This window comes from Microvirga solisilvae (assembly GCF_022808595.1).
Classification (GTDB): Bacteria; Pseudomonadota; Alphaproteobacteria; order Rhizobiales; family Beijerinckiaceae; genus Microvirga; species Microvirga solisilvae.
The window spans coordinates 830,523-849,380 of record NZ_JAKUCN010000001.1 but is presented as its reverse complement, the minus strand read 5'-3'; the positions used below and the strand labels follow the sequence as shown (position 1 = coordinate 849,380).

At 62.0% G+C, this 18,858-nt stretch carries 16 protein-coding genes and 1 tRNA gene; 11 read left to right on the top strand and 6 right to left on the bottom strand.

All coding sequences use genetic code 11. The annotated features are described in order from the left end of the window. Positions 1-39: 39 nt before the first annotated feature. Positions 40-1,854, bottom strand: a complete 1,815-nt coding sequence (gene ybaL, locus MJ639_RS04200; RefSeq protein WP_243368923.1) for a YbaL family putative K(+) efflux transporter — start codon at positions 1,852-1,854, stop codon at positions 40-42. A 173-nt stretch (positions 1,855-2,027) separates the two neighbouring features. On the opposite strand from ybaL, the gene MJ639_RS04195 reads away from it, so the two are divergent. After that, on the top strand, positions 2,028-2,408 hold the full coding sequence (locus tag MJ639_RS04195) for a HesB/IscA family protein (RefSeq protein ID WP_243368922.1): 381 nt from the start codon (positions 2,028-2,030) through the stop codon (positions 2,406-2,408). 15 nt (positions 2,409-2,423) lie between these two features. Beyond that, positions 2,424-2,813, top strand: a complete 390-nt coding sequence (locus MJ639_RS04190; protein WP_243368921.1) for a TfoX/Sxy family protein — start codon at positions 2,424-2,426, stop codon at positions 2,811-2,813. On the opposite strand, the gene MJ639_RS04185 is transcribed toward MJ639_RS04190, so the two are convergent. After that, positions 2,810-4,276, bottom strand: coding sequence for a DEAD/DEAH box helicase (locus MJ639_RS04185; protein WP_243368920.1), 1,467 nt, complete (start codon positions 4,274-4,276; stop codon positions 2,810-2,812). The genes MJ639_RS04190 and MJ639_RS04185 overlap by 4 nt on opposite strands. A gap of 177 nt (positions 4,277-4,453) precedes the next feature. Between MJ639_RS04185 and MJ639_RS04180 the strand changes: the two genes are divergently transcribed. Together MJ639_RS04180 and MJ639_RS04175 are read left to right on the top strand one after the other, a co-directional pair. Further along, on the top strand, positions 4,454-5,158 hold the full coding sequence (locus MJ639_RS04180; RefSeq protein ID WP_243368919.1) for an alpha/beta fold hydrolase: 705 nt from the start codon (positions 4,454-4,456) through the stop codon (positions 5,156-5,158). A 304-nt stretch (positions 5,159-5,462) separates the two neighbouring features. Continuing rightward, positions 5,463-6,110, top strand: coding sequence for an outer membrane protein (locus MJ639_RS04175; protein ID WP_243368918.1), 648 nt, complete (start codon positions 5,463-5,465; stop codon positions 6,108-6,110). A gap of 122 nt (positions 6,111-6,232) precedes the next feature. Here MJ639_RS04175 and MJ639_RS04170 read toward each other — a convergent pair whose 3' ends face one another. The 3 genes from MJ639_RS04170 to MJ639_RS04160 all read right to left on the bottom strand — a co-directional run bounded on the left by MJ639_RS04170 (position 6,233) and on the right by MJ639_RS04160 (position 8,638). Further along, complete coding sequence (locus MJ639_RS04170; RefSeq protein WP_243368917.1) at positions 6,233-6,583, bottom strand: DUF1236 domain-containing protein; 351 nt, start codon at positions 6,581-6,583, stop codon at positions 6,233-6,235. A 240-nt stretch (positions 6,584-6,823) separates the two neighbouring features. Then, positions 6,824-8,233 (bottom strand): type I glutamate--ammonia ligase, encoded by a 1,410-nt coding sequence (gene glnA / locus MJ639_RS04165; protein ID WP_243369033.1) that lies wholly within the window; start codon positions 8,231-8,233, stop codon positions 6,824-6,826. Positions 8,234-8,299: 66 nt separating this feature from the next. Continuing rightward, positions 8,300-8,638, bottom strand: a complete 339-nt coding sequence (locus MJ639_RS04160; RefSeq protein ID WP_009490961.1) for a P-II family nitrogen regulator — start codon at positions 8,636-8,638, stop codon at positions 8,300-8,302. 159 nt (positions 8,639-8,797) lie between these two features. On the opposite strand from MJ639_RS04160, the gene MJ639_RS04155 reads away from it, so the two are divergent. Beyond that, complete coding sequence (locus tag MJ639_RS04155) at positions 8,798-10,303, top strand: NAD(P)H-hydrate dehydratase (protein WP_423790747.1); 1,506 nt, start codon at positions 8,798-8,800, stop codon at positions 10,301-10,303. Here the strand turns inward: MJ639_RS04155 and MJ639_RS04150 are convergent. Then, positions 10,296-11,531: a multicopper oxidase family protein gene (locus MJ639_RS04150; RefSeq protein ID WP_341482618.1), complete on the bottom strand. Its 1,236-nt coding sequence runs from the start codon at positions 11,529-11,531 to the stop codon at positions 10,296-10,298. The two genes, MJ639_RS04155 and MJ639_RS04150, sit on opposite strands and share 8 nt — an antisense overlap. Before the next feature lie 296 nt (positions 11,532-11,827). Here MJ639_RS04150 and MJ639_RS04145 point away from each other — a divergent pair. The 6 genes from MJ639_RS04145 (at position 11,828) to MJ639_RS04120 (ending at position 18,750) form a co-directional block, all read left to right on the top strand. Continuing rightward, a tRNA-Leu gene (locus tag MJ639_RS04145) sits at positions 11,828-11,912 on the top strand. 108 nt (positions 11,913-12,020) lie between these two features. Then, positions 12,021-13,415, top strand: coding sequence for a trigger factor (tig, locus tag MJ639_RS04140; RefSeq protein WP_243368914.1), 1,395 nt, complete (start codon positions 12,021-12,023; stop codon positions 13,413-13,415). Between the two features lie 78 nt (positions 13,416-13,493). Then, positions 13,494-14,126 (top strand): ATP-dependent Clp protease proteolytic subunit, encoded by a 633-nt coding sequence (locus tag MJ639_RS04135; protein ID WP_243368913.1) that lies wholly within the window; start codon positions 13,494-13,496, stop codon positions 14,124-14,126. 226 nt (positions 14,127-14,352) lie between these two features. Beyond that, positions 14,353-15,621, top strand: coding sequence for an ATP-dependent Clp protease ATP-binding subunit ClpX (clpX, locus tag MJ639_RS04130; RefSeq protein ID WP_243368912.1), 1,269 nt, complete (start codon positions 14,353-14,355; stop codon positions 15,619-15,621). Between the two features lie 230 nt (positions 15,622-15,851). Next, positions 15,852-18,278, top strand: a complete 2,427-nt coding sequence (gene lon / locus MJ639_RS04125) for an endopeptidase La (protein ID WP_243368911.1) — start codon at positions 15,852-15,854, stop codon at positions 18,276-18,278. A gap of 193 nt (positions 18,279-18,471) precedes the next feature. Further along, positions 18,472-18,750: an HU family DNA-binding protein gene (locus MJ639_RS04120; protein ID WP_027316665.1), complete on the top strand. Its 279-nt coding sequence runs from the start codon at positions 18,472-18,474 to the stop codon at positions 18,748-18,750. Positions 18,751-18,858 lie beyond the last annotated feature (108 nt).

Genomic DNA, 18,858 nt, shown 5'->3' with positions numbered 1-18,858 from the left:
GCTGAATAGAAAAATGGCCGGGCTAGCCCGGCCATTCGCTTATGGCGTCGTGTAGGATGGTTTCTCAGGCACCCGTTCTTCTGGCGCTCGCTCCTCATGATCGTGCTTAACGATGTCGTCAGCCTCCTCGACGGAGGAGAGGATCGGCGCGCGGGGCGCATCGGGAACCGCGGAGACCATGGCGCGGGCGATTTCCTGTTCGGCCATGACGACCCGGGTCGCGCCGTATTTCTCGACATGCTCTTCCTGGGCGGCGGAATGGACTCGCACGATGATCGGCAGATCTGCATTCTGCCGGCGCGCCTGCTCGACGATCTGCCCGCTCTCGAAAGCGTCGGGGATTGCCACGAGCAGGCAGCGTGCTTCCTTCAGATTGGCGGCGGCCGCAATCTCCGGATCGGCGGCATTGCCGACGAGAAGTTCGCTTCCGTCCCCCTGCAGATCGGCCACCTGGCTCTTGTTGGTCTCGACCACCAGGAAGGGTGTGCCGGAGGAGGCGAGCTTCCGGCTGATGAACTTGCCGACCCGGCCATGCCCCACGAGAACGACGTGATCGGTAAGAGACGTGACCGGCAGCGGCTCCCGCGCGGCCGCGGCGGCTGCTTTCTCGTCGGCGATGGCCTTCTCTTCCGCCGCCACGGCCTCGGCTTTCGCCTGCGCGCGAATGGTTTCGCGCTTGGAGAACCAGCGGTCGAGCAGCGTGAACAGGAACGGGTTCACGAGGATCGAGAGAATGGCGCCAGCCAGAATCAGATCGCGCCCCTGTTCGGGCAGGAGCTGAAGATCGACGCCGAGGCCCGCGAGGATGAACGAGAACTCGCCGATCTGCGCAAGGCTCGCCGCGATGGTCAGCGCGGTGGAGTCCGGATGGCGAAAGAGGCGCACGATGGCGTAAGCGGCCACGGACTTGCCGAACACGATGATCAGGAAGGTCGCCAGCACCGGCCAGAACGAATTGATCAGGATCATCGGGTCGAACAGCATGCCGACCGAGACGAAGAACAGAACCGCGAAGGCGTCGCGAAGAGGCAGCGTTTCGGAGGCGGCCTGATGGCTCAGCTCGGACTCGCTAAGCACCATGCCTGCGAAGAAGGCACCGAGGGCGAAGGAAACCCCGAACAGCTCCGCAGCCGCGAAGGCAGTGCCCAGCGCAATCGCGAGGACCGAGAGCCGGAACAGCTCGCGCGAACCCGTATGGGCGACATAATGCAGGATCCAGGGGATGACCCGACGACCGACGATCAGCATGATCGCCATGAAGGCGACCACTTTGCCGAGGGTAAGCCCCAGCGAGAGCACGATGCTCTCCACATCCGCCGACGCACTGGCGGTCGCATTGGCGAAGGCCGGCAGGAGCACCAGGGTCAGCACCATGGCGAGGTCTTCGACGATCAACCATCCGACGGCGATATGGCCGCGCTCTGTTTCCACGAGGCGGCGCTCCTGCAGGGCACGCAGCAGCACGACGGTACTGGCGACCGAGAGCGCGAGACCGAAGACGAGGCCCGCGACCACGTTCCAGCCCATGATCCAGGCAAGGCCCATGCCGAGCAGCGTGGCGCTGGCGATCTGCACGATGGCGCCAGGGATGGCGATGGCTTTGACCGAGAGAAGGTCCTTCAAGGAAAAGTGAAGACCCACACCGAACATCAGCAGGATCACGCCGATCTCGGCGAGCTGATTGGCGAGGCCCTGATCGGCCACATAGCCCGGAGTGAAGGGGCCGACGAAGACACCGGCGAGGAGATAGCCGACAAGGGGAGAAACACGGAGACGTTGCGCGAGAGCGCCAAAAACAAATGCCAGAACAAGGCCGACGACGATGGTTGAGATCAGCGGCATGTGATGCGGCATCTGTTCTCCTTTAGGGGTGAGCTGTCCTTGAGGGTGATTTTTTCGATATGGGCTACCTAGGCCGTAGGCACAACCCCGGATGGCCTCGACGTTTGCGCTTTCATCTCTTATCTATGAAATAATCGTACTCGTTCTGCCCGGGCCTTGAACCCGGCCGTCAGGAGAGAAGGCTAATGGCTCTACCAGGCTTCAAGGTCGTGACCTTGACCGACGCGGCGGCAAACCGCGTCAAGGACATCATCGGTAAGGCGGACAAGCCCATCGTCGGCGTCCGCGTGGGCGTGAAGAACGGCGGCTGCGCTGGCATGTCCTACACCATGGAATACGCAGAGAGCATCAACCCCCTCGACGAAGTGGTCGAGGACAAGGGCGTGACAGTGCTCATCGACCCCAAGGCGGTGCTGTTCCTGCTGGGCACGGAAATGGACTTCCAGACCACGAAGATGTCGTCTCAGTTCGTGTTCAACAATCCCAACCAGACCTCGGCCTGCGGCTGTGGCGAATCCGTCGCCATCACACCCGCTACACCTCCCGCACTTCATACCGCCGGCTGACCCTGGACTGATCCCATGGATGCCGAAGCCATCAGCGATATCTTCCAGACCTTCGGTCCGGTTCAGATCCGCAGGATGTTCGGCGGGCAGGGGATCTATCGGGAAGGGGTGATGTTCGCCCTGGCTGACGAGGGCGAGCTTTTTCTTAAGGTGGACGATGACAGTGTCGGCCACTTCAGGCAGCTTGGCTCGCGCCCCTTCAGCTTTCAGACGAAGGACGGCCGGATGACGATCACGAGCTTCTGGCTGATGCCGGAATCGGCCCTCGACGACCCGGATGAAGCTGCCGAGCTGGCGCGCATGGCTCTCAGGGCCGCGTTGCGCGCCAAAGCCTCGAAGGGCGCCAAGACAAAGAAGTCGGCGCCCCTTCGAAAGGCACGAAAATCCACTGCGGAAACGGCTTAGGACTTCTTGATCGTCACCGGACGCATCAGGAAGGCAGGCATATGATCGCCCATGCCCTTCACCGGCGCGTCGTCGTCATCGCGGCGCGAGCGGTTCTGATTGCCGCGTGAGGATTGGCGATCGCGCTCACGCTCACGCTCCGGACGCGGCCTGCGGGTCTCCTCCTGCTGAGGTGCAGGCGCGGCCTCGCGTCTGGGAGCGGCTTCCTCGGCTGCATCATCGGACTTGGAGCGCTGGCGATCTCCACCGGAGCGAACCTTCACCTTGCGGCTGCGCGAGGAACGCTCCTCGCCACGGCCACCACGGCGCGAAGAGCCTTCGGAGGGCGGCAGCTCCGCGAGTGTCGGTCCTTCCCACTCGATGGGGGTGGTGATCAGCTTCTCGATAGCGCTGAGCGACTTCTCATCACCTGGGCCGACAAGCGTGAACGCCTGACCCGCGCGGCCCGCGCGGCCTGTGCGGCCGATGCGGTGGACATAGTCTTCCGCGTGGTGCGGAATGTCGTAATTGAAAACGTGGCTCACGGTCGGAATGTCGAGGCCTCGGGCGGCGACGTCGCTGGCCACGAGAATCGGCATCTCGCCGCTGCGGAAGCTGTCGAGGGCCGCCATGCGGGCATGCTGGTCCATGTCGCCGTGAAGGGCGACGGCGCCAAAACCATGCTTCTGCAGCGAGCGATGCAGCACCGCAACATCGCGCTTGCGGTTGCAGAAAACCACGGCGTTCTGCAGGTCCGTCGCGTTGCGGATCAGGCCGCGCAGCGTCTCGCGCTTCTCGAAATCCTGACGACCCGTTGCGACGAGGCGCTGGGTGATCGTGGCTGCGGTCGAAGCGGCGCGGGCGACCTCGACCTTCACCGGGTTGTGCAGGAAGGCATCGGCGAGACGCTGGATCTCCGGCGGCATGGTCGCGGAGAAGAAGAGCGTCTGGCGTGTGAAGGGAACGAGCTTCACGATGCGCTCGATATCGGGGATGAAGCCCATGTCGAGCATGCGGTCGGCTTCGTCGATCACGAGAAGCTCGACGCCGGTGAGCAGCAGCTTGCCGCGCTCAAAATGGTCGAGCAGGCGGCCAGGGGTCGCGATCAGCACGTCCACACCGCGGGTGATCTTGGCGTCCTGGTCGCCGAAGGACACGCCGCCGATCAGCAGGGCCACCGAAAGCTTATGGTTGATGCCGTACTTGTCGAAATTGTCCTCGACCTGGGCCGCCAGCTCGCGGGTGGGCTCGAGGATGAGCGTGCGCGGCATGCGGGCACGGGCGCGCCCGTGCTCCAGCAGGGTCAGCATCGGCAGGGTGAAGGCCGCCGTCTTGCCCGTGCCCGTCTGGGCGATGCCGAGCACGTCCTTGCGCGCAAGGACATGGGGGATGGCCTGGGCCTGGATCGGTGTCGGCTCCGTGTAACCGGCAGAGGCAACAGCCTGTTGAACTTTATCGCTAAGTCCGAGTTCGGCGAACGACATGAATCTCTATCTATACCGTTGAGGGCGGGGTGCGCTTGAGTGCCGGCCGCGCTCTACGGCAACTAACGGGCGCGAGACTGGTTTCACCTGAGGCTCTTGCTCAAGTTAAGGTGTGGCGGGACCATAGGACAAGCTATCGGCTTGTCAATACAAGCGAACTTTTGAGGGAAAGACACCATGGCCGAGACGGTCGTTCTGGTTCCGGGGTTGGCCTGCACGGCGCGCCTGTTCGAGCCGCAGATTTCCGCCTTGTCGGAAGGGCGGGACATCATCGTCGCCGATCACACGCAGGACGATTCGATCCCTGCCATCGCGGCGCGGCTTCTCAAGAGCGCGCCGGAGCGGTTCTCCCTCGCCGGGCTCTCGATGGGGGGCTACATCGCCATGGAGGTGATGCGCCAAGCCCCGGAACGCGTCCAGCGCCTTGCTCTTCTCGATACGAGCCCGCGTCCCGATACGCCCGAGGCCACCCGGGACCGTGAAAGGCTTATCGCACTGGCCGAGGCCGGTCGATACGAGCAGATCTTTCCTCAGATCTGGCCCAAGCTGGTGCATCCGGAACGCCAAGGGGATACGGCGCTTCAGGAAACGGTTTTCGGCATGATGCGGGAGACGGGCCCGGGAGCTTATGTCAGGCAGCAGCGTGCCATCATCGGTCGTGCCGATTCCCGACCGCTTCTCCCCAGCATTGAAATCCCGACCCTGATTCTCGTCGGAGACGGCGATCTGATCACGCCGCCCGAGATCGCGCGCGAAATGGCCGACATGATCGAGTGGGCATCCCTCGTCGTGATTCCCGATTCGGGGCATTCATCGACGCTGGAGCAGCCCGAAAGGGTCAATCGGGCGCTCCAAATGTGGCTGGAAGAGGGGATGAAATGACTTCCACTCACATTTTCCTATAGGGCATGGTCAACGCTTTCTTACTGGAAGGCGATCTAGTGATTGGCCGCCCTTCAAGGTCGATGATCGGAGAAAAGCCAACTATTATCAGTAGCTTGCTGATCCTGAGGCGCTGGGGGCTTCAGCGAAGGCCTGCCATTGCGTCATGGGCCGGGGGCGAAAATTTCCACAAGTTGGGCCGGAATGCGGCGTCATTTGTTCTGTGTTGCGCAAAAGTGACAGACGATACGGCAACCTTGGGTTAGAAGCTAAACCATAGCCTTCAAGCTAAATGGATAAGCAAATGAAAAAGATTCTCCTCGCTTCGGTCGCCCTGCTCAGCCTCTCCGCTGCTGCTTCCGCTGCTGACCTCCCGTCGCGCCGCGCTCCGGCTCCGGTCGTTGCTGTTCCGGTCTTCACCTGGACCGGCTTCTACGCTGGTGTGAACGCCGGCATCGGCTTCAACAACGGCGGCGACAACGACATCGTGTTCGGCGGCGCCACCATCACCGGCGACAGCGATGATGACGCTGGCTTCGTCGGCGGCGCTCAGATCGGCTACAACTACCAGATCGGCTCGTTCGTGGTTGGTGTTGAAGGCGACCTGCAGTGGGCTGACTTCGGCAGCACCACCTACGTCTTCCCGGCTGGCACCGTCACGGTTGACTCCGACGATTGGTTCGGCACCGTCCGCGCTCGCGCTGGTGTGGCCTTCGATCGCGCCCTCATCTACGCAACCGGCGGCTTCGCTTTCGCTGACGACCGCAACGGCTGGACCCTCGGTGGCGGTCTCGAGTACGCCTTCACCAACAACCTGACCATGAAGGTTGAAGGTCTCTACGTGAACCTCGAAGACGAAGACTTCACCTTCGGTGGCACGACCTTCAGCACCGGCGAGACCGATTTCGGTGTCGTCCGCGCTGGCCTGAACTACAAGTTCAGCACCTACTAAGATCTGTCGCTTCGGCGATAGGAAAGGCCCGGGTTTCCCCGGGCCTTTTTTCGTTTTCTAGTATGCTCAAAAGAAAATGCCGCCCCCGTTAGGGAGCGGCATGTCGAGAGTGAGCGCCTACTTTACTCGACGATGGTCACGACCTTGCGGGTCTTCGGGTCGACCAGAACCACATCGTCATTATAGACGAAGTAGCTGTAGCCCTTCACCGACGGGATGTCGGTGACGATGGTGTCGGGAACCGTCTGCAGTTCGACCGTGCTCGGCACTGCCATACCAACGGTCACCTTCTCCTTCACGGTCACGGGCTTTGCCGTGCCCAGGCGCTGATGGATGACGGTGCGCTGTTCCGGAGCGATGGTGATCGAACCCGTGGTTTCCGTCGTGGTGGTCACCGAGGTCTGGGCGCCGGCCGGAGCAGCAGCCAGCAGGCCGATAGCGGTCGCAGTCGCGATCATGAGAACTTTCATCATTTCACTCCTCTGAGAAACATTCCTTAGCTCGAGCTTAAGGCCCGAGCCCGCGGCCATTTTTGATCGGCCGAACAGGCTGGCTAACTCAGAAAAACAAGAAAGCGTTCCTGATTTGCGGAGGAGTATGCCCCGAAATGGGTAGCCCCTAATCCCAAGGGCGTATCAATAAAAATGCCGGAGCCACGAGGGCTCCGGCAGGCAGGCTGCGAAAAGCAGCCGGGAGGAAAAACCTCTTCCCGCTTAGCAGGAATAGTACATCTGGAACTCGACCGGATGCGGGGTCATCTCGAAGCGGGCGACCTCGGTCATCTTCAGCTCGATATAGCTGTCGATGAAGTCATCGCTGAAGACGCCGCCGGCCTTGAGGAACGCGCGGTCCTTGTCGAGGCTGGCGAGAGCTTCACGAAGCGAGCCGCAGACCGTCGGGATCTTCTTCAGCTCGCGCGGAGGCAGATCGTAGAGGTCCTTGTCCATGGCCTGGCCGGGATCGATCTTGTTCAAGATGCCGTCGAGGCCCGCCATCATGATCGCCGTGAAAGCCAGATAAGGATTGGCGGTCGGATCGGGGAAGCGGATCTCGACGCGCTTGGCCTTCGGCGAGGTCGTCCACGGAATACGGCAGGAGGCGGAGCGGTTACGGGCCGAATAGGCCAGCAGAACCGGAGCCTCGTAGCCCGGGACGAGACGCTTGTAGGAGTTCGTCGACGGGTTGGTGAAGGCGTTGAGCGCCTTGGCGTGCTTGATGATGCCACCGATATACCACAGGCATTCCTGGCTGAGATCTGCATACTTGTTGCCGGCGAAGAGGGGCTTGCCGCCCTTCCAGAGCGACTGGTGCACGTGCATGCCCGAGCCGTTGTCGCCATAGACCGGCTTCGGCATGAAGGTAGCCGTCTTGCCGTAGGACTGAGCCACGTTGTGGATGCAGTACTTGTAGATCTGCATCTCGTCGGCGGTCTTCACCAGCGTATTGAACTTCGTGCCGAGTTCGTGCTGGGCGGAAGCCACCTCGTGGTGGTGCTTCTCGACCGTCACGCCCATGGCCTTCATGGCCGCAAGCATTTCGCCGCGCATGTCCTGAGCCGAATCCAGCGGAGGAACCGGGAAGTAGCCGCCCTTGACGGGGATGCGGTGACCGAGGTTACCGCCTTCATAAGGCGTGTCGCCGTTGATCGGCAGCTCGGAGGAGTCGAGCTTGAAGCCGGTGTTGTACGGGTCGGCCATGAACTTCACGTCGTCGAACACGAAGAACTCGGCCTCGGGACCCACATAGACCGTGTCGGCGATGCCCGTGGACTTCAGATAGGCCTCGGCCTTCTTGGCGATGCCGCGCGGATCGCGGTTATAGGGCTCGCCGGTGGCGGGCTCGAGGATGTCGCAGTTGATGATCATGGTGGACGCCGAGAAGAACGGGTCCATCTGGGCCGTCGTCGGGTCGGGCATGAGGGTCATGTCGGACTCGTTGATCGCCTTCCAGCCGGCGATAGACGAACCATCGAACATGATGCCGTCGGCGAGCAGGTCCTCATCGACCATGTCGACGTCGAAGGTGACGTGCTGCCACTTGCCGCGCGGATCCGTGAAACGGAAGTCGACGTATTTCACGTCGTTATCTTTGATCGCCTTGAGCACATCCTTGGCGGTCTGCATGGTCATAAGTCCTCTTCTGCCCTTGATTGTCCTCGGCCTCGCCGGCCTTGGCTTGAGATGACGAGTTTAGATCGCGTCGGATCCGGTCTCGCCCGTACGGATGCGGACGGCCTCTTCGACCGTCGACACGAAAATCTTTCCGTCTCCGATGCGACCTGTCTGGGCTGCCTTGCGGATGGCTTCGATGGCGCTTTCGGCCATGTCGTCGTTCAGGACGATCTCGAGCTTCACCTTGGGCAGAAAGTCGACGACGTATTCTGCACCGCGATACAGCTCGGTATGGCCCTTCTGACGGCCGAAGCCCTTGGCCTCGATGACGGTGATGCCCTGGAGGCCGACCTCCTGGAGAGCTTCTTTGACTTCATCGAGCTTGAAAGGCTTGATGATGGCTTCGATCTTCTTCATCGGATAACCGTTTCGGTTCGGGACTTGCCGCTTTTAGCACCAGCTCAGGGGTGCCTTCCATGGCCTCGATGATTCAAACTGCCCGCGATTGCATCTCTGGAGAGCAGTTGCTGCTCAAAGTTTGTGCATGTGCGGTTTTCGGCGGCAAAGGGGCTCTGAATGGCTGTTTCGAGGCTCCAAATGCTCCCTGAACTCGTTCTTCGACCCCAAGAAATGAAGCTTGCGGATGCTGCAACCATAGGATCGGGCATTCCGGGCATCGACCTCATGCGGCGTGCTGGAGCTGCCGTGGCCCAGGCTGCCACCGAAATGCTCACGAAAGAGGCGCATGTGGTCATAGCCGCCGGGCCTGGACAAAACGGAGGCGATGGCTTCGTCGTGGCGAGCCTTCTGGCCGCGCAGGGGTGCCGAGTGACCCTCGGGCTTCTTGGGGGAGTGGAGCGCCTATCGGGAGATGCAGCCCTTGCGGCGAAGGATTGGAAGGGGCCGATTGATGCGGCCGAAACTCTTCCTTTTTCTGAGGCGGATTTGATCATTGACGCTCTGTTCGGCACGGGCCTCGCGCGGGATCTCGATGGAGCAGCGCGTATCACGGTCGAGCATATGAATGCCTCGGGGCGGCCGATTCTCGCCGTCGACCTGCCATCGGGAATCGATGGCGAGACGGGCCAGGTGAGGGGCGTTGCCGTCAGGGCGACACGAACAGTGACGTTCGCTGCCCGCAAGCCCTGCCATCTGCTGATGCCGGGGCGCGCATTGAGCGGGGAGGTCGAGGTAGTCGATATCGGCATTGCGCGTGAAACGCTCGAAGCGTCGGGCGGCAGGCTTTTCGCCAATGCACCACCGCTTTGGTTTGGAAAACTCCCGAAACCCGGCCTGTCCTCTCACAAATACGATCGCGGCCATACGCTCGTGCTCTCGGGCGGCGCGACCCGGACCGGTGCAGCGCGGCTGGCGGCGCGGGCGGCCCTGCGCATCGGCTCCGGCCTCGTCACCGTAGCCTCGCCGCCGGAAGCGCTCGGGGTCAATGCGGCTCACCTGACGGCCATCATGCTCAGGGGCTGCGATGGGCCTGAAGGCCTCCAGCATATTCTTCAGGATGAGAGGCTGAACTCCCTGGTGCTCGGGCCTGCGCTCGGGGTTCACTCGGGTACCCGCGCCATGGTTGCCGTGGCGGCGCAGGCAAGGCGCGCCTTGGTGCTCGACGCGGATGCGCTCACATCCTTCGAAGGGCTGGCGTCGGAGATGCATCAGGCGTTTCACCATGCGCCGACCGTGCTCACGCCTCATGAGGGCGAGTTCAAGCGCCTGTTCAAGGGACACCCGGATATCCTTGATCCTGAATCGAAAATCGAGCGTGCGCATCGCACCGCCGTCTATACGGGTGCGGTGGTCCTGCTGAAAGGGCCGGACACGGTGATAGCCGCTCCGGACGGCCGTATCGCCATCAACGAGAACGGCTCGCCTTATCTCGGCACGGCAGGGTCGGGCGATACCCTTTGCGGCATCATCGCAGGCCTCATGGCCCAAGGGCTTCCGGCCTTCGAGGCAGCCTGCGCCGGAACATGGATCCATGCGGAGGCGGGCGCGAGCTTCGGGCCGGGACTGATCGCGGAGGACCTCGCCGAGCTGATCCCTGGCGTTTTACGCAGGCTCCTTAAGTAACCTCGATCCAGGTCCAGAGCCCCGCATCGAACCGCTCCATCACGGTCGAGGCGAGAAGCCACTTGCCAGGATTGTCGGCCACGAAGGCGATGCGGATCGTCTTGTTCTCGGGCACCTGTGCCGTATCCAGCCAATAGGGCTCCCACCCGTCGTCGAACGGGTGGAGAAGCCGGAAGGAATGGCCGTGCAGGTGCATGGGCTGGACAAAGCCGGTCTCGTTCTTGAGTGCCAGCACCACAGGCGTGCTGCGCTTGACGGTGACGAGCGGAGCGCTCGATGGGCTGCCTGAGGCGCCGTTAAGGCTCCATGGGGCATTGGTCCTGGGATCGCCCTTGATCGCCACATCCCGGCGCGTCGCGTCCTGGAGCCTGATAGCGTTCGGCAGCTTGGGATTGGGCGGCAGCGGGGCAACGGGAGGCAGAGGCTCCCGTCTGCTGCCCTCGGTGACGATTTCCGCGAGCGGGAAGCCGTTGCCGATCATGGCGGTCACCGTTCCCGCGGGGCCGGGCTCCGGGCCCAGGTCGATGAGCAGGTCGTAGCGATTGCCGGGCGCGAAGGGCAGGGAGGCCTTCAAGGGTTCGAAGGTGTTGGAGGGCTGCCCGTCCACGGCGATGACATAGGCCTTAAGCCCGTCGAAACGCAGGCGCATGGTGCGGGCGTTGCAGGCATTCGCGAGGCGCAGGCGGATGCGTGCCCCCGGCGCGGCCTTGATGGGCTGCGGAGTCGGCTTGCCGTTCACGCTGAGAAAGGTGCCGAGCAGGCCCATGGGAATAGGCTCGGCGAGGATAAGATCGCCCTGTTCGCCCAACATCCAATCGTCGACGAGAAGAGGAATATCCAGGTCCACCTGGGGAGGATTCGCCTCCTCGACGATCAGCATGCGGGTCAGCCCGCGCTCGGAGGGCTCGGCGCTTTTGCCCAGGACGCAGGGGCGGATCAGGAAGGTGCCGGAATCGGGCGGGCTGAAGCGGTAGTCCCGATCCTTGCCGGGTGCTGTCGGCTCCTCGGTGAGGCCGCCAACACCATCCATGGCATTGGGGCTGCGAACGCCGTGGCAATGAACGGAGAGAGGCAGAGCAGTCTCGTTCTTCAGAGTGAAAGCCAGATCCTCGCCATGCTTTAGGCGCGTCGCTTCGCCCAGCTTGCCGTTGAAGGCCCAAATCTCGGCTTCTTGCGTTGAATCAGGGCGCAGCCGTTGAGGAGCAGGGCGGGCCGAGAGGAAGGGCATTAGCCCTCTTCCGAGCCCTGCTTTGAGCTCGTTAGGAGACAATTGCGGATTTTGTGCCCATCCTCGCCGCGGCAGCCCCATCAGAGCAGTGGCAAGGCCTGCGGTGGCGGCGCGGCGGGTGATCATCGGGGCGGACTCGCGAGAGGGCAGATCGGGCTTATGGGGTATCCTTTTGAACGGGAAAGGCCAAGTTTGGTTGCCGGCCCGGCCCCACGAACTTTTTTGATGCATGGCGCGCCAAGCGTGCTATAGAGCCGCGTCCCGGAAGAGGGGCGCGTTTATCGTGCTGCTCCCAGGCGGGCGTGGCGGAACTGGTAGACGCACTGGATTTAGGTTCCAGCGACGCAAGTCGTGGGGGTTCGACTCCCTCCGCCCGCACCAATCGTCAGATTGGGTCCGGAGGCTCCCGGCAATGGTTGGCGGCACACTCGCTGCATCGGCCGGAGCCTAACATCGATTTTTCTTAAGTGAACGAAGGCGAATAAGACAATGCAGGTGACGGAAACACTGTCCCAAGGCTTGAAGCGAGAGTTCAAGGTCGTGCTCCCGGCCACCGAGTTGGAGCAGCGCCTGAACGACGAGCTCAACAACATCAAGGATCGCGTGCGGCTGAACGGCTTCCGCCCCGGCAAGGTGCCGCCGGCGCACCTGCGCAAGGTTTATGGCCGCTCCGTGATGTCCGACGTTCTCCAGAACGCCGTGAACGAGGCCAACCGCAAGATCGTCGAGGACAACAAGCTGAAGCTCGCCCACGAGCCGCAGATCCAGTTCCCCGAGGACAAGGAAACCATCGAGAAGGCCATGGACGCCAAGGGCGACCTGTCCTTCACGGTTGCTCTCGAGGTTCTGCCCGAGTTCGAGCTGGTCGACCTGTCCGGCGTGAGCGTGAAGAAGCCGGTGGCCGAGGTCTCCGATGCCGAGATCGACGAGTCGCTTGAGCGCATGGCCAAGCAGAACCGTTCCTTCGAGACGAAGAAGGGCAAGTCTGCCGATGGCGACCGCGTGGTCGTGGACTTCGTAGGCCGCATCGACGGCACCGAGTTCGAGGGCGGCAAGGGCCAGGACATCCGTGTCGAGCTGGGTTCCAACACCTTCATCCCGGGCTTCGAAGAGCAGCTCATCGGCCTGAAGGCCGGCGACACTAAGCTCGTGAAGGTTTCCTTCCCCGAGAACTACCTGGCCGCGCATCTTGCCGGTAAGGCCGCCGAGTTCGACGTGACCGTGAAGGACGTCGAGGCTCCCGGCGAGCTGAAGATCGACGATGAGATGGCCAAGGGCTTCGGCATGGAATCACTGGACAAGCTCAAGGAAGCGATCCGCGACGCCATCAAGCGCGACTTCGACACGCAGTCCCGCCGCAAGGTGAAGAAGGACCTGCTGGACGCTCTCGACGCCAAGTACAGCTTCGAGCTGCCCCCGTCCCTGGTCGAGCAGGAATTCGCTGCCGTGTGGTCGCAGGTCGATGCCGACATGAAGTCGAACGGCCGCACCTTCGCTGACGAAGACACCACCGAGGAAGAGGCTCGCGCCGAGTATCGCAAGATCGCCGAGCGTCGCGTTCGTCTCGGGTTGGTCCTTGCGCAGATCGGTGAGAAGTCCGATATCAAGATCTCCGACGACGAGGTGACTCAGGCCCTCATCGAGCGGGTCCGCCAGTACCCCGGCCAGGAACGGCAGGTTTGGGAGTTCTATCAGAAGAACCCGCAGGCCCTCGCCGAAATCCGGGCTCCTCTGTTCGAGGAGAAAGTTGTCGACCAGATCCTTTCCCAGGTGAAGGTGGCCGAAGAGAAGGTTTCCAAGGACGCTCTCTTCAGCGACGATGACGCCGAGACCGAATCTAAGCCGAAGGCTAAGGGCGGTAAGAAAGCCAGCAAGGGCGAGTAAGGCTCATCGGAGCTCTCGCTGCCTTGCATCAATCAGACGGCCGCGCGTTCCGCGCGGTCGCTTTGGAGCAGTGAGACAATGAGAGATCCGGTAGCGCTCTTTAACAATACGCTCGTTCCCATGGTGGTCGAGCAGTCGAACCGCGGCGAGCGCGCCTTCGACATCTACTCGCGCCTCCTGCGCGAGCGGATTATCTTCCTTACCGGGCCGGTCGAAGACTACTCGGCGTCGCTCATCGTGGCGCAGCTTCTCTTCCTCGAAGCCGAGAACCCGAAGAAGGAAATTTCCTTCTACATCAACTCGCCCGGCGGCGTCGTGACGTCTGGCCTGTCGATCTACGACACCATGCAGTTCATCCGCTGCCCGGTTTCGACGCTCTGCGTCGGCCAGGCCGCCTCGATGGGCTCTCTTCTCCTGACCGCAGGCGAGAAGGGCATGCGCTTCGCGCTCCCGAACGCCCGAATCATGGTTCACCAGCCCTCTGGCGGTTACCAGGGTCAGGTCACGGACATCATGATCCATGCCCGCGAGAGCGAGGCCCTCAAGCGCCGTCTCAACGAGATTTATGTGAACCATACCGGTCGCAACTACGAAGAGATCGAGCGGGCACTCGAGCGCGATAACTTCATGACGGCGGAAGCCGCCCGGGAATTCGGCCTTATCGACCAAGTGGTCGAGAAGCGTCCCGAGCCGGCTGCACCCCCGGCCTAATCCTTAAAACCTGGGGAAAAATTCTCCCCAGGTGCGTCTTTTTGGCCAGCAACTCCGTTTCTATTGATCACGCGCCTTCGCCGTGATTGCATGTGGATTCTGGAGACGAGGCGATTTGGCTAAGTAAATTGTTAGTGTCGGAACCTTTCATTAGGCCCGACGCTCATAAGTTAAAGGGTGCGGGGCCGGCAAAGGGGCCGTCCTGGCACGGATTGGAGATGTGATAATGACCAAGGCTGGCGGCAACGACTCCAAGAGCACGCTGTACTGTTCCTTCTGCGGCAAGAGCCAGCACGAGGTTCGCAAGCTGATCGCTGGCCCGACGGTTTTCATCTGCGATGAATGCGTCGAGCTCTGCATGGACATCATCCGCGAGGAGTCGAAATCGTCTCTCGTGAAGTCCCGGGATGGCGTTCCCACCCCGAAGGAAATCAGCCGCGTTCTGGATGATTACGTGATCGGCCAGGAGCACGCCAAGAAGGTGCTCTCGGTAGCGGTCCACAACCATTACAAGCGCCTCGCCCATGCCACGAAGCACAACGACGTGGAACTGGCGAAGTCCAACATCCTGCTGATCGGTCCGACCGGTTCGGGTAAGACGCTGCTCGCGCAGACGCTCGCCCGCATCCTGGACGTGCCTTTCACCATGGCAGACGCCACCACCCTGACCGAGGCCGGTTACGTGGGTGAGGACGTCGAGAACATCATTCTCAAGCTGCTCCAGGCCTCCGACTACAATGTCGAGCGGGCGCAGCGCGGCATCGTCTATATCGACGAGATCGACAAGATCTCCCGCAAGTCCGACAACCCGTCGATCACCCGCGACGTGTCGGGTGAGGGCGTGCAGCAGGCTCTGCTGAAGATCATGGAAGGCACCGTTGCCTCCGTGCCTCCGCAGGGCGGCCGCAAGCACCCGCAGCAGGAGTTCCTGCAGGTGGACACGACCAACATCCTGTTCATCTGCGGCGGCGCCTTCGCCGGCCTCGAGCGGATCATCGCTGGTCGCGGCAAGGGCACGTCCATCGGCTTCGGTGCTACGGTCAGCTCGCCGGACGACCGCCGCACGGGCGAGATCTTCCGCGAGGTAGAGCCCGAGGATCTGCTGAAGTTCGGCCTGATCCCCGAATTCGTCGGCCGTCTACCTGTTCTGGCGACGCTCGAGGATCTCGATGTCGATGCCCTGAAGACGATCCTGCAGGAGCCGAAGAACGCCCTGGTCAAGCAATACCAGCGCCTCTTCGAGATGGAGAACGTCTCCCTGACGTTCCAGGACGAGGCCCTGACCCTCATCGCCAAGAAGGCGATCGAGCGGAAGACCGGCGCCCGCGGCCTGCGTTCCATCATGGAGGGCATCCTGCTGGAGACCATGTACGACCTGCCTGGCCTCGAATCCGTCGAGCAGGTGGTCATCGGCCCCGAGGTGGTGGAGGGCAAGGCCAAGCCGCTCTTCATCCATGGCGATCGCAGCGAGCAGCCTGCGAGCGCCAGCGCCTAAAAAGACCTCTGGGGGCATTTCATGATTGATGGCGTTGCGGGCTCGGTTCTTGAAACAGGTGTCCTGCAACGCCACATTCTTTCTTGCGTGGTGGTTGTCCGCTCATCCCCCGAGGGACGGCGCCACGTACCGGGTGCAGCCCATAAAAACAGCCTGAGCATTCCGGTATCCCGTCCGAGGACCAGCTTATCCAAGGGGCTCCTAGGGCGCATTCATAAGGATGTTGTCTCATGACACAGTCGAAGCCACGTCAGCCTGTCATTCCAGGCTCGACAGGAACCTATGCGGTTCTGCCTCTGCGCGACATCGTCGTTTTTCCGCACATGATCGTGCCGCTCTTCGTGGGCCGCGAGAAATCGATCCGTGCGCTTGAGGAAGTGGTCAAGAACGACCGTCATATCCTGCTCGCAACGCAGATCGATGCGACGGATGACGATCCTGCCACGGACGCGATCTACAAGGTCGGTACGCTCGCCAACGTGCTCCAGCTCCTCAAGCTTCCTGACGGCACCGTGAAGGTGCTGGTCGAGGGCGCGAGCCGCGCGCAGGTGAAGGCCTATACCCGCACAGACGAATATTACGAAGCCGAAGCCGAGGTGCTTCCGGATTCTCTCGGCGACCAAATCGAGGCGGAGGCGCTTGCCCGCTCGGTGGTGGCTGAGTTCGAAAACTATGTGAAGCTCAACAAGAAGGTCTCGCCGGAAGTCGTTTCCGCTGTGACCCAGATCGACGAGCCCGCGAAGCTCGCCGATACGATTGCTTCGCATCTGGCTATCAAGATCGGCGACAAGCAGGCGATCCTTGAGACGCCGACCGTCGCGCAGCGCCTTGAGAAGGTGCTCGGCATGATGGAGAGCGAAATCTCCGTCCTGCAGGTCGAGAAGCGTATTCGTACCCGCGTGAAGCGTCAGATGGAGAAGACGCAGCGTGAGTACTACCTCAACGAGCAGATGAAGGCGATCCAGAAGGAACTCGGCGACGACGAAGGTCGCGACGAGCTGGCCGAGCTCGAAGAGAAGATCGAAAAGACCAAGTTCACGAAGGAAGCCCGCGAAAAGGCTCTCGGCGAGTTGAAGAAGCTGCGCCAGATGTCGCCCATGTCCGCGGAAGCGACCGTCGTGCGCAACTATCTCGACTGGCTGCTCGGCATCCCGTGGGGCCGCCGCTCGAAGATGAAGAAGGACCTGAAGGCCGCCCAGGACGTCCTGGATTCGGATCACTACGGTCTGGACAAGGTCAAGGAGCGCATCGTCGAGTACTTGGCCGTGCAGCAGCGTGCCAACAAGCTCACGGGTCCGATCCTCTGCCTCGTCGGCCCTCCCGGTGTGGGTAAGACCTCGCTCGGCAAGTCGATCGCGAAGGCCACGGGCCGCGAGTTCGTGCGCATGTCGCTCGGTGGCGTCCGTGACGAGTCCGAGATCCGCGGTCACCGCCGCACCTATATCGGCTCGATGCCCGGCAAGATCATTCAGTCGATGAGGAAGGCGAAGACGTCCAACCCGCTCATTCTGCTCGACGAGATCGACAAGATGGGCATGGACTTCCGCGGCGATCCGTCGGCGGCTCTGCTCGAAGTTCTCGATCCTGAGCAGAACTCGACCTTCAACGACCATTACCTGGAGGTGGATTACGATCTCTCCAACGTGATGTTCGTAACGACGGCGAACACGCTCAACATTCCCGGCCCGCTGCTCGACCGTATGGAAGTGATCCGCATCGCGGGTTACACCGAGGAAGAGAAGGCCGAGATCGCCCGCACGCACCTGATCCCGTCGTCCATGCAGAAGCATGGCCTGGCGGAGAAGGAGTGGAAGATCGACGATGAGGCTCTCCTCATGCTGGTCCGCCGCTACACCCGCGAGGCAGGCGTGCGTAACCTGGAGCGCGAGATCAACAACCTCGTCCGCAAGGCGGTGAAGGAGATCCTGCTGTCCAAGGTGCCGTCAGTGGAAGTCACCACGGCGAACCTGCCCGACTTCCTTGGTCCCCCGCGTTATCGCTACGGCGAGGCGGAGACGGAGGATTCGGTCGGCACGGTCACCGGTCTTGCCTGGACCGAGGTGGGCGGCGAGCTGCTCACCATCGAAGGCATCGGCATGCCGGGTAAGGGCAAGATGACCGTCACGGGCAACCTGCGTGACGTGATGAAGGAATCGATCTCGGCTGCGGCGTCCTATGTCCGCTCCCGCGCGGTTGCCTTCGGCGTCGAGCCGCCGCTGTTCGACCGTCGCGACATCCACGTGCACGTGCCGGAAGGCGCGACGCCGAAGGATGGTCCATCGGCCGGTATCGCGATGGCGACCGCCATCGTCTCCGTCATCACGGGTATCCCGGTCCGCCGCGATATCGCCATGACGGGTGAGGTCACGCTGCGGGGGAGGGTGCTGCCTATCGGCGGGTTGAAAGAGAAGCTCCTGGCGGCCCTTCGCGGCGGCATCAAGAAGGTCTTGATCCCCGAGGAGAATGCCAAGGATCTGGTCGACATCCCGGCGAGCGTGAAGAACGGCATGGAGATCGTGCCGGTCTCCACCATGGATCAGGTTCTCCAGCATGCCCTCGTGCGCATGCCCGAACCGATCGAGTGGGACGAGGCTTCCGTGCTCAAGGCTGGCAAGCCCAGCGTCGAGGATGACGCGGCTGGAGTCGTTGCCCACTAAGGGATTGACGTCTTCCTAGGAATAAAGAGGCCCCCGGATGCGAAATCCGGGGGCTTTTTTAGTGTGAAACGGCACAAAATGGCTCATTTCAGGCGGTTTGGGGGTTGCTTACGGTCCCGCTTTGCGCCACACGAATGCTTCCTGAAACGGTGATACATAATTCTCATCGCCGTGATCACTGGAGGATTATGAAATGAACAAAGGCGAGCTCGTTGCTGCCGTTGCCGACAAGGTCGGCCTTTCCCGTGGCCAGGCTGGTGAGGCGATCGACGCCGCCATCGAGGCGATCACCGGCGCTCTGAAGAAGGGCGACGAGGTGAAGATCGTTGGCTTCGGCACGTTCGTGGTGACCAACCGCGCTGCCGGTGAAGCCCGCAACCCGCGTACCGGCGAGAAGGTGAAGGTTCCGGCTTCGAAGACCCCGAAGTTCCGCGCCGGCGCCGGCCTGAAGGACGCCGTCAACGCGAAGTAAGCGCTTTTCAAAGCAGCTTTCGCTTGTGAAAGAGGGCCAACACGCTTGCGTTGTTGGCCTTCTCTTTTTATGTCAGGCACATCAGGGCTGGAAACATACGCAGCTTCT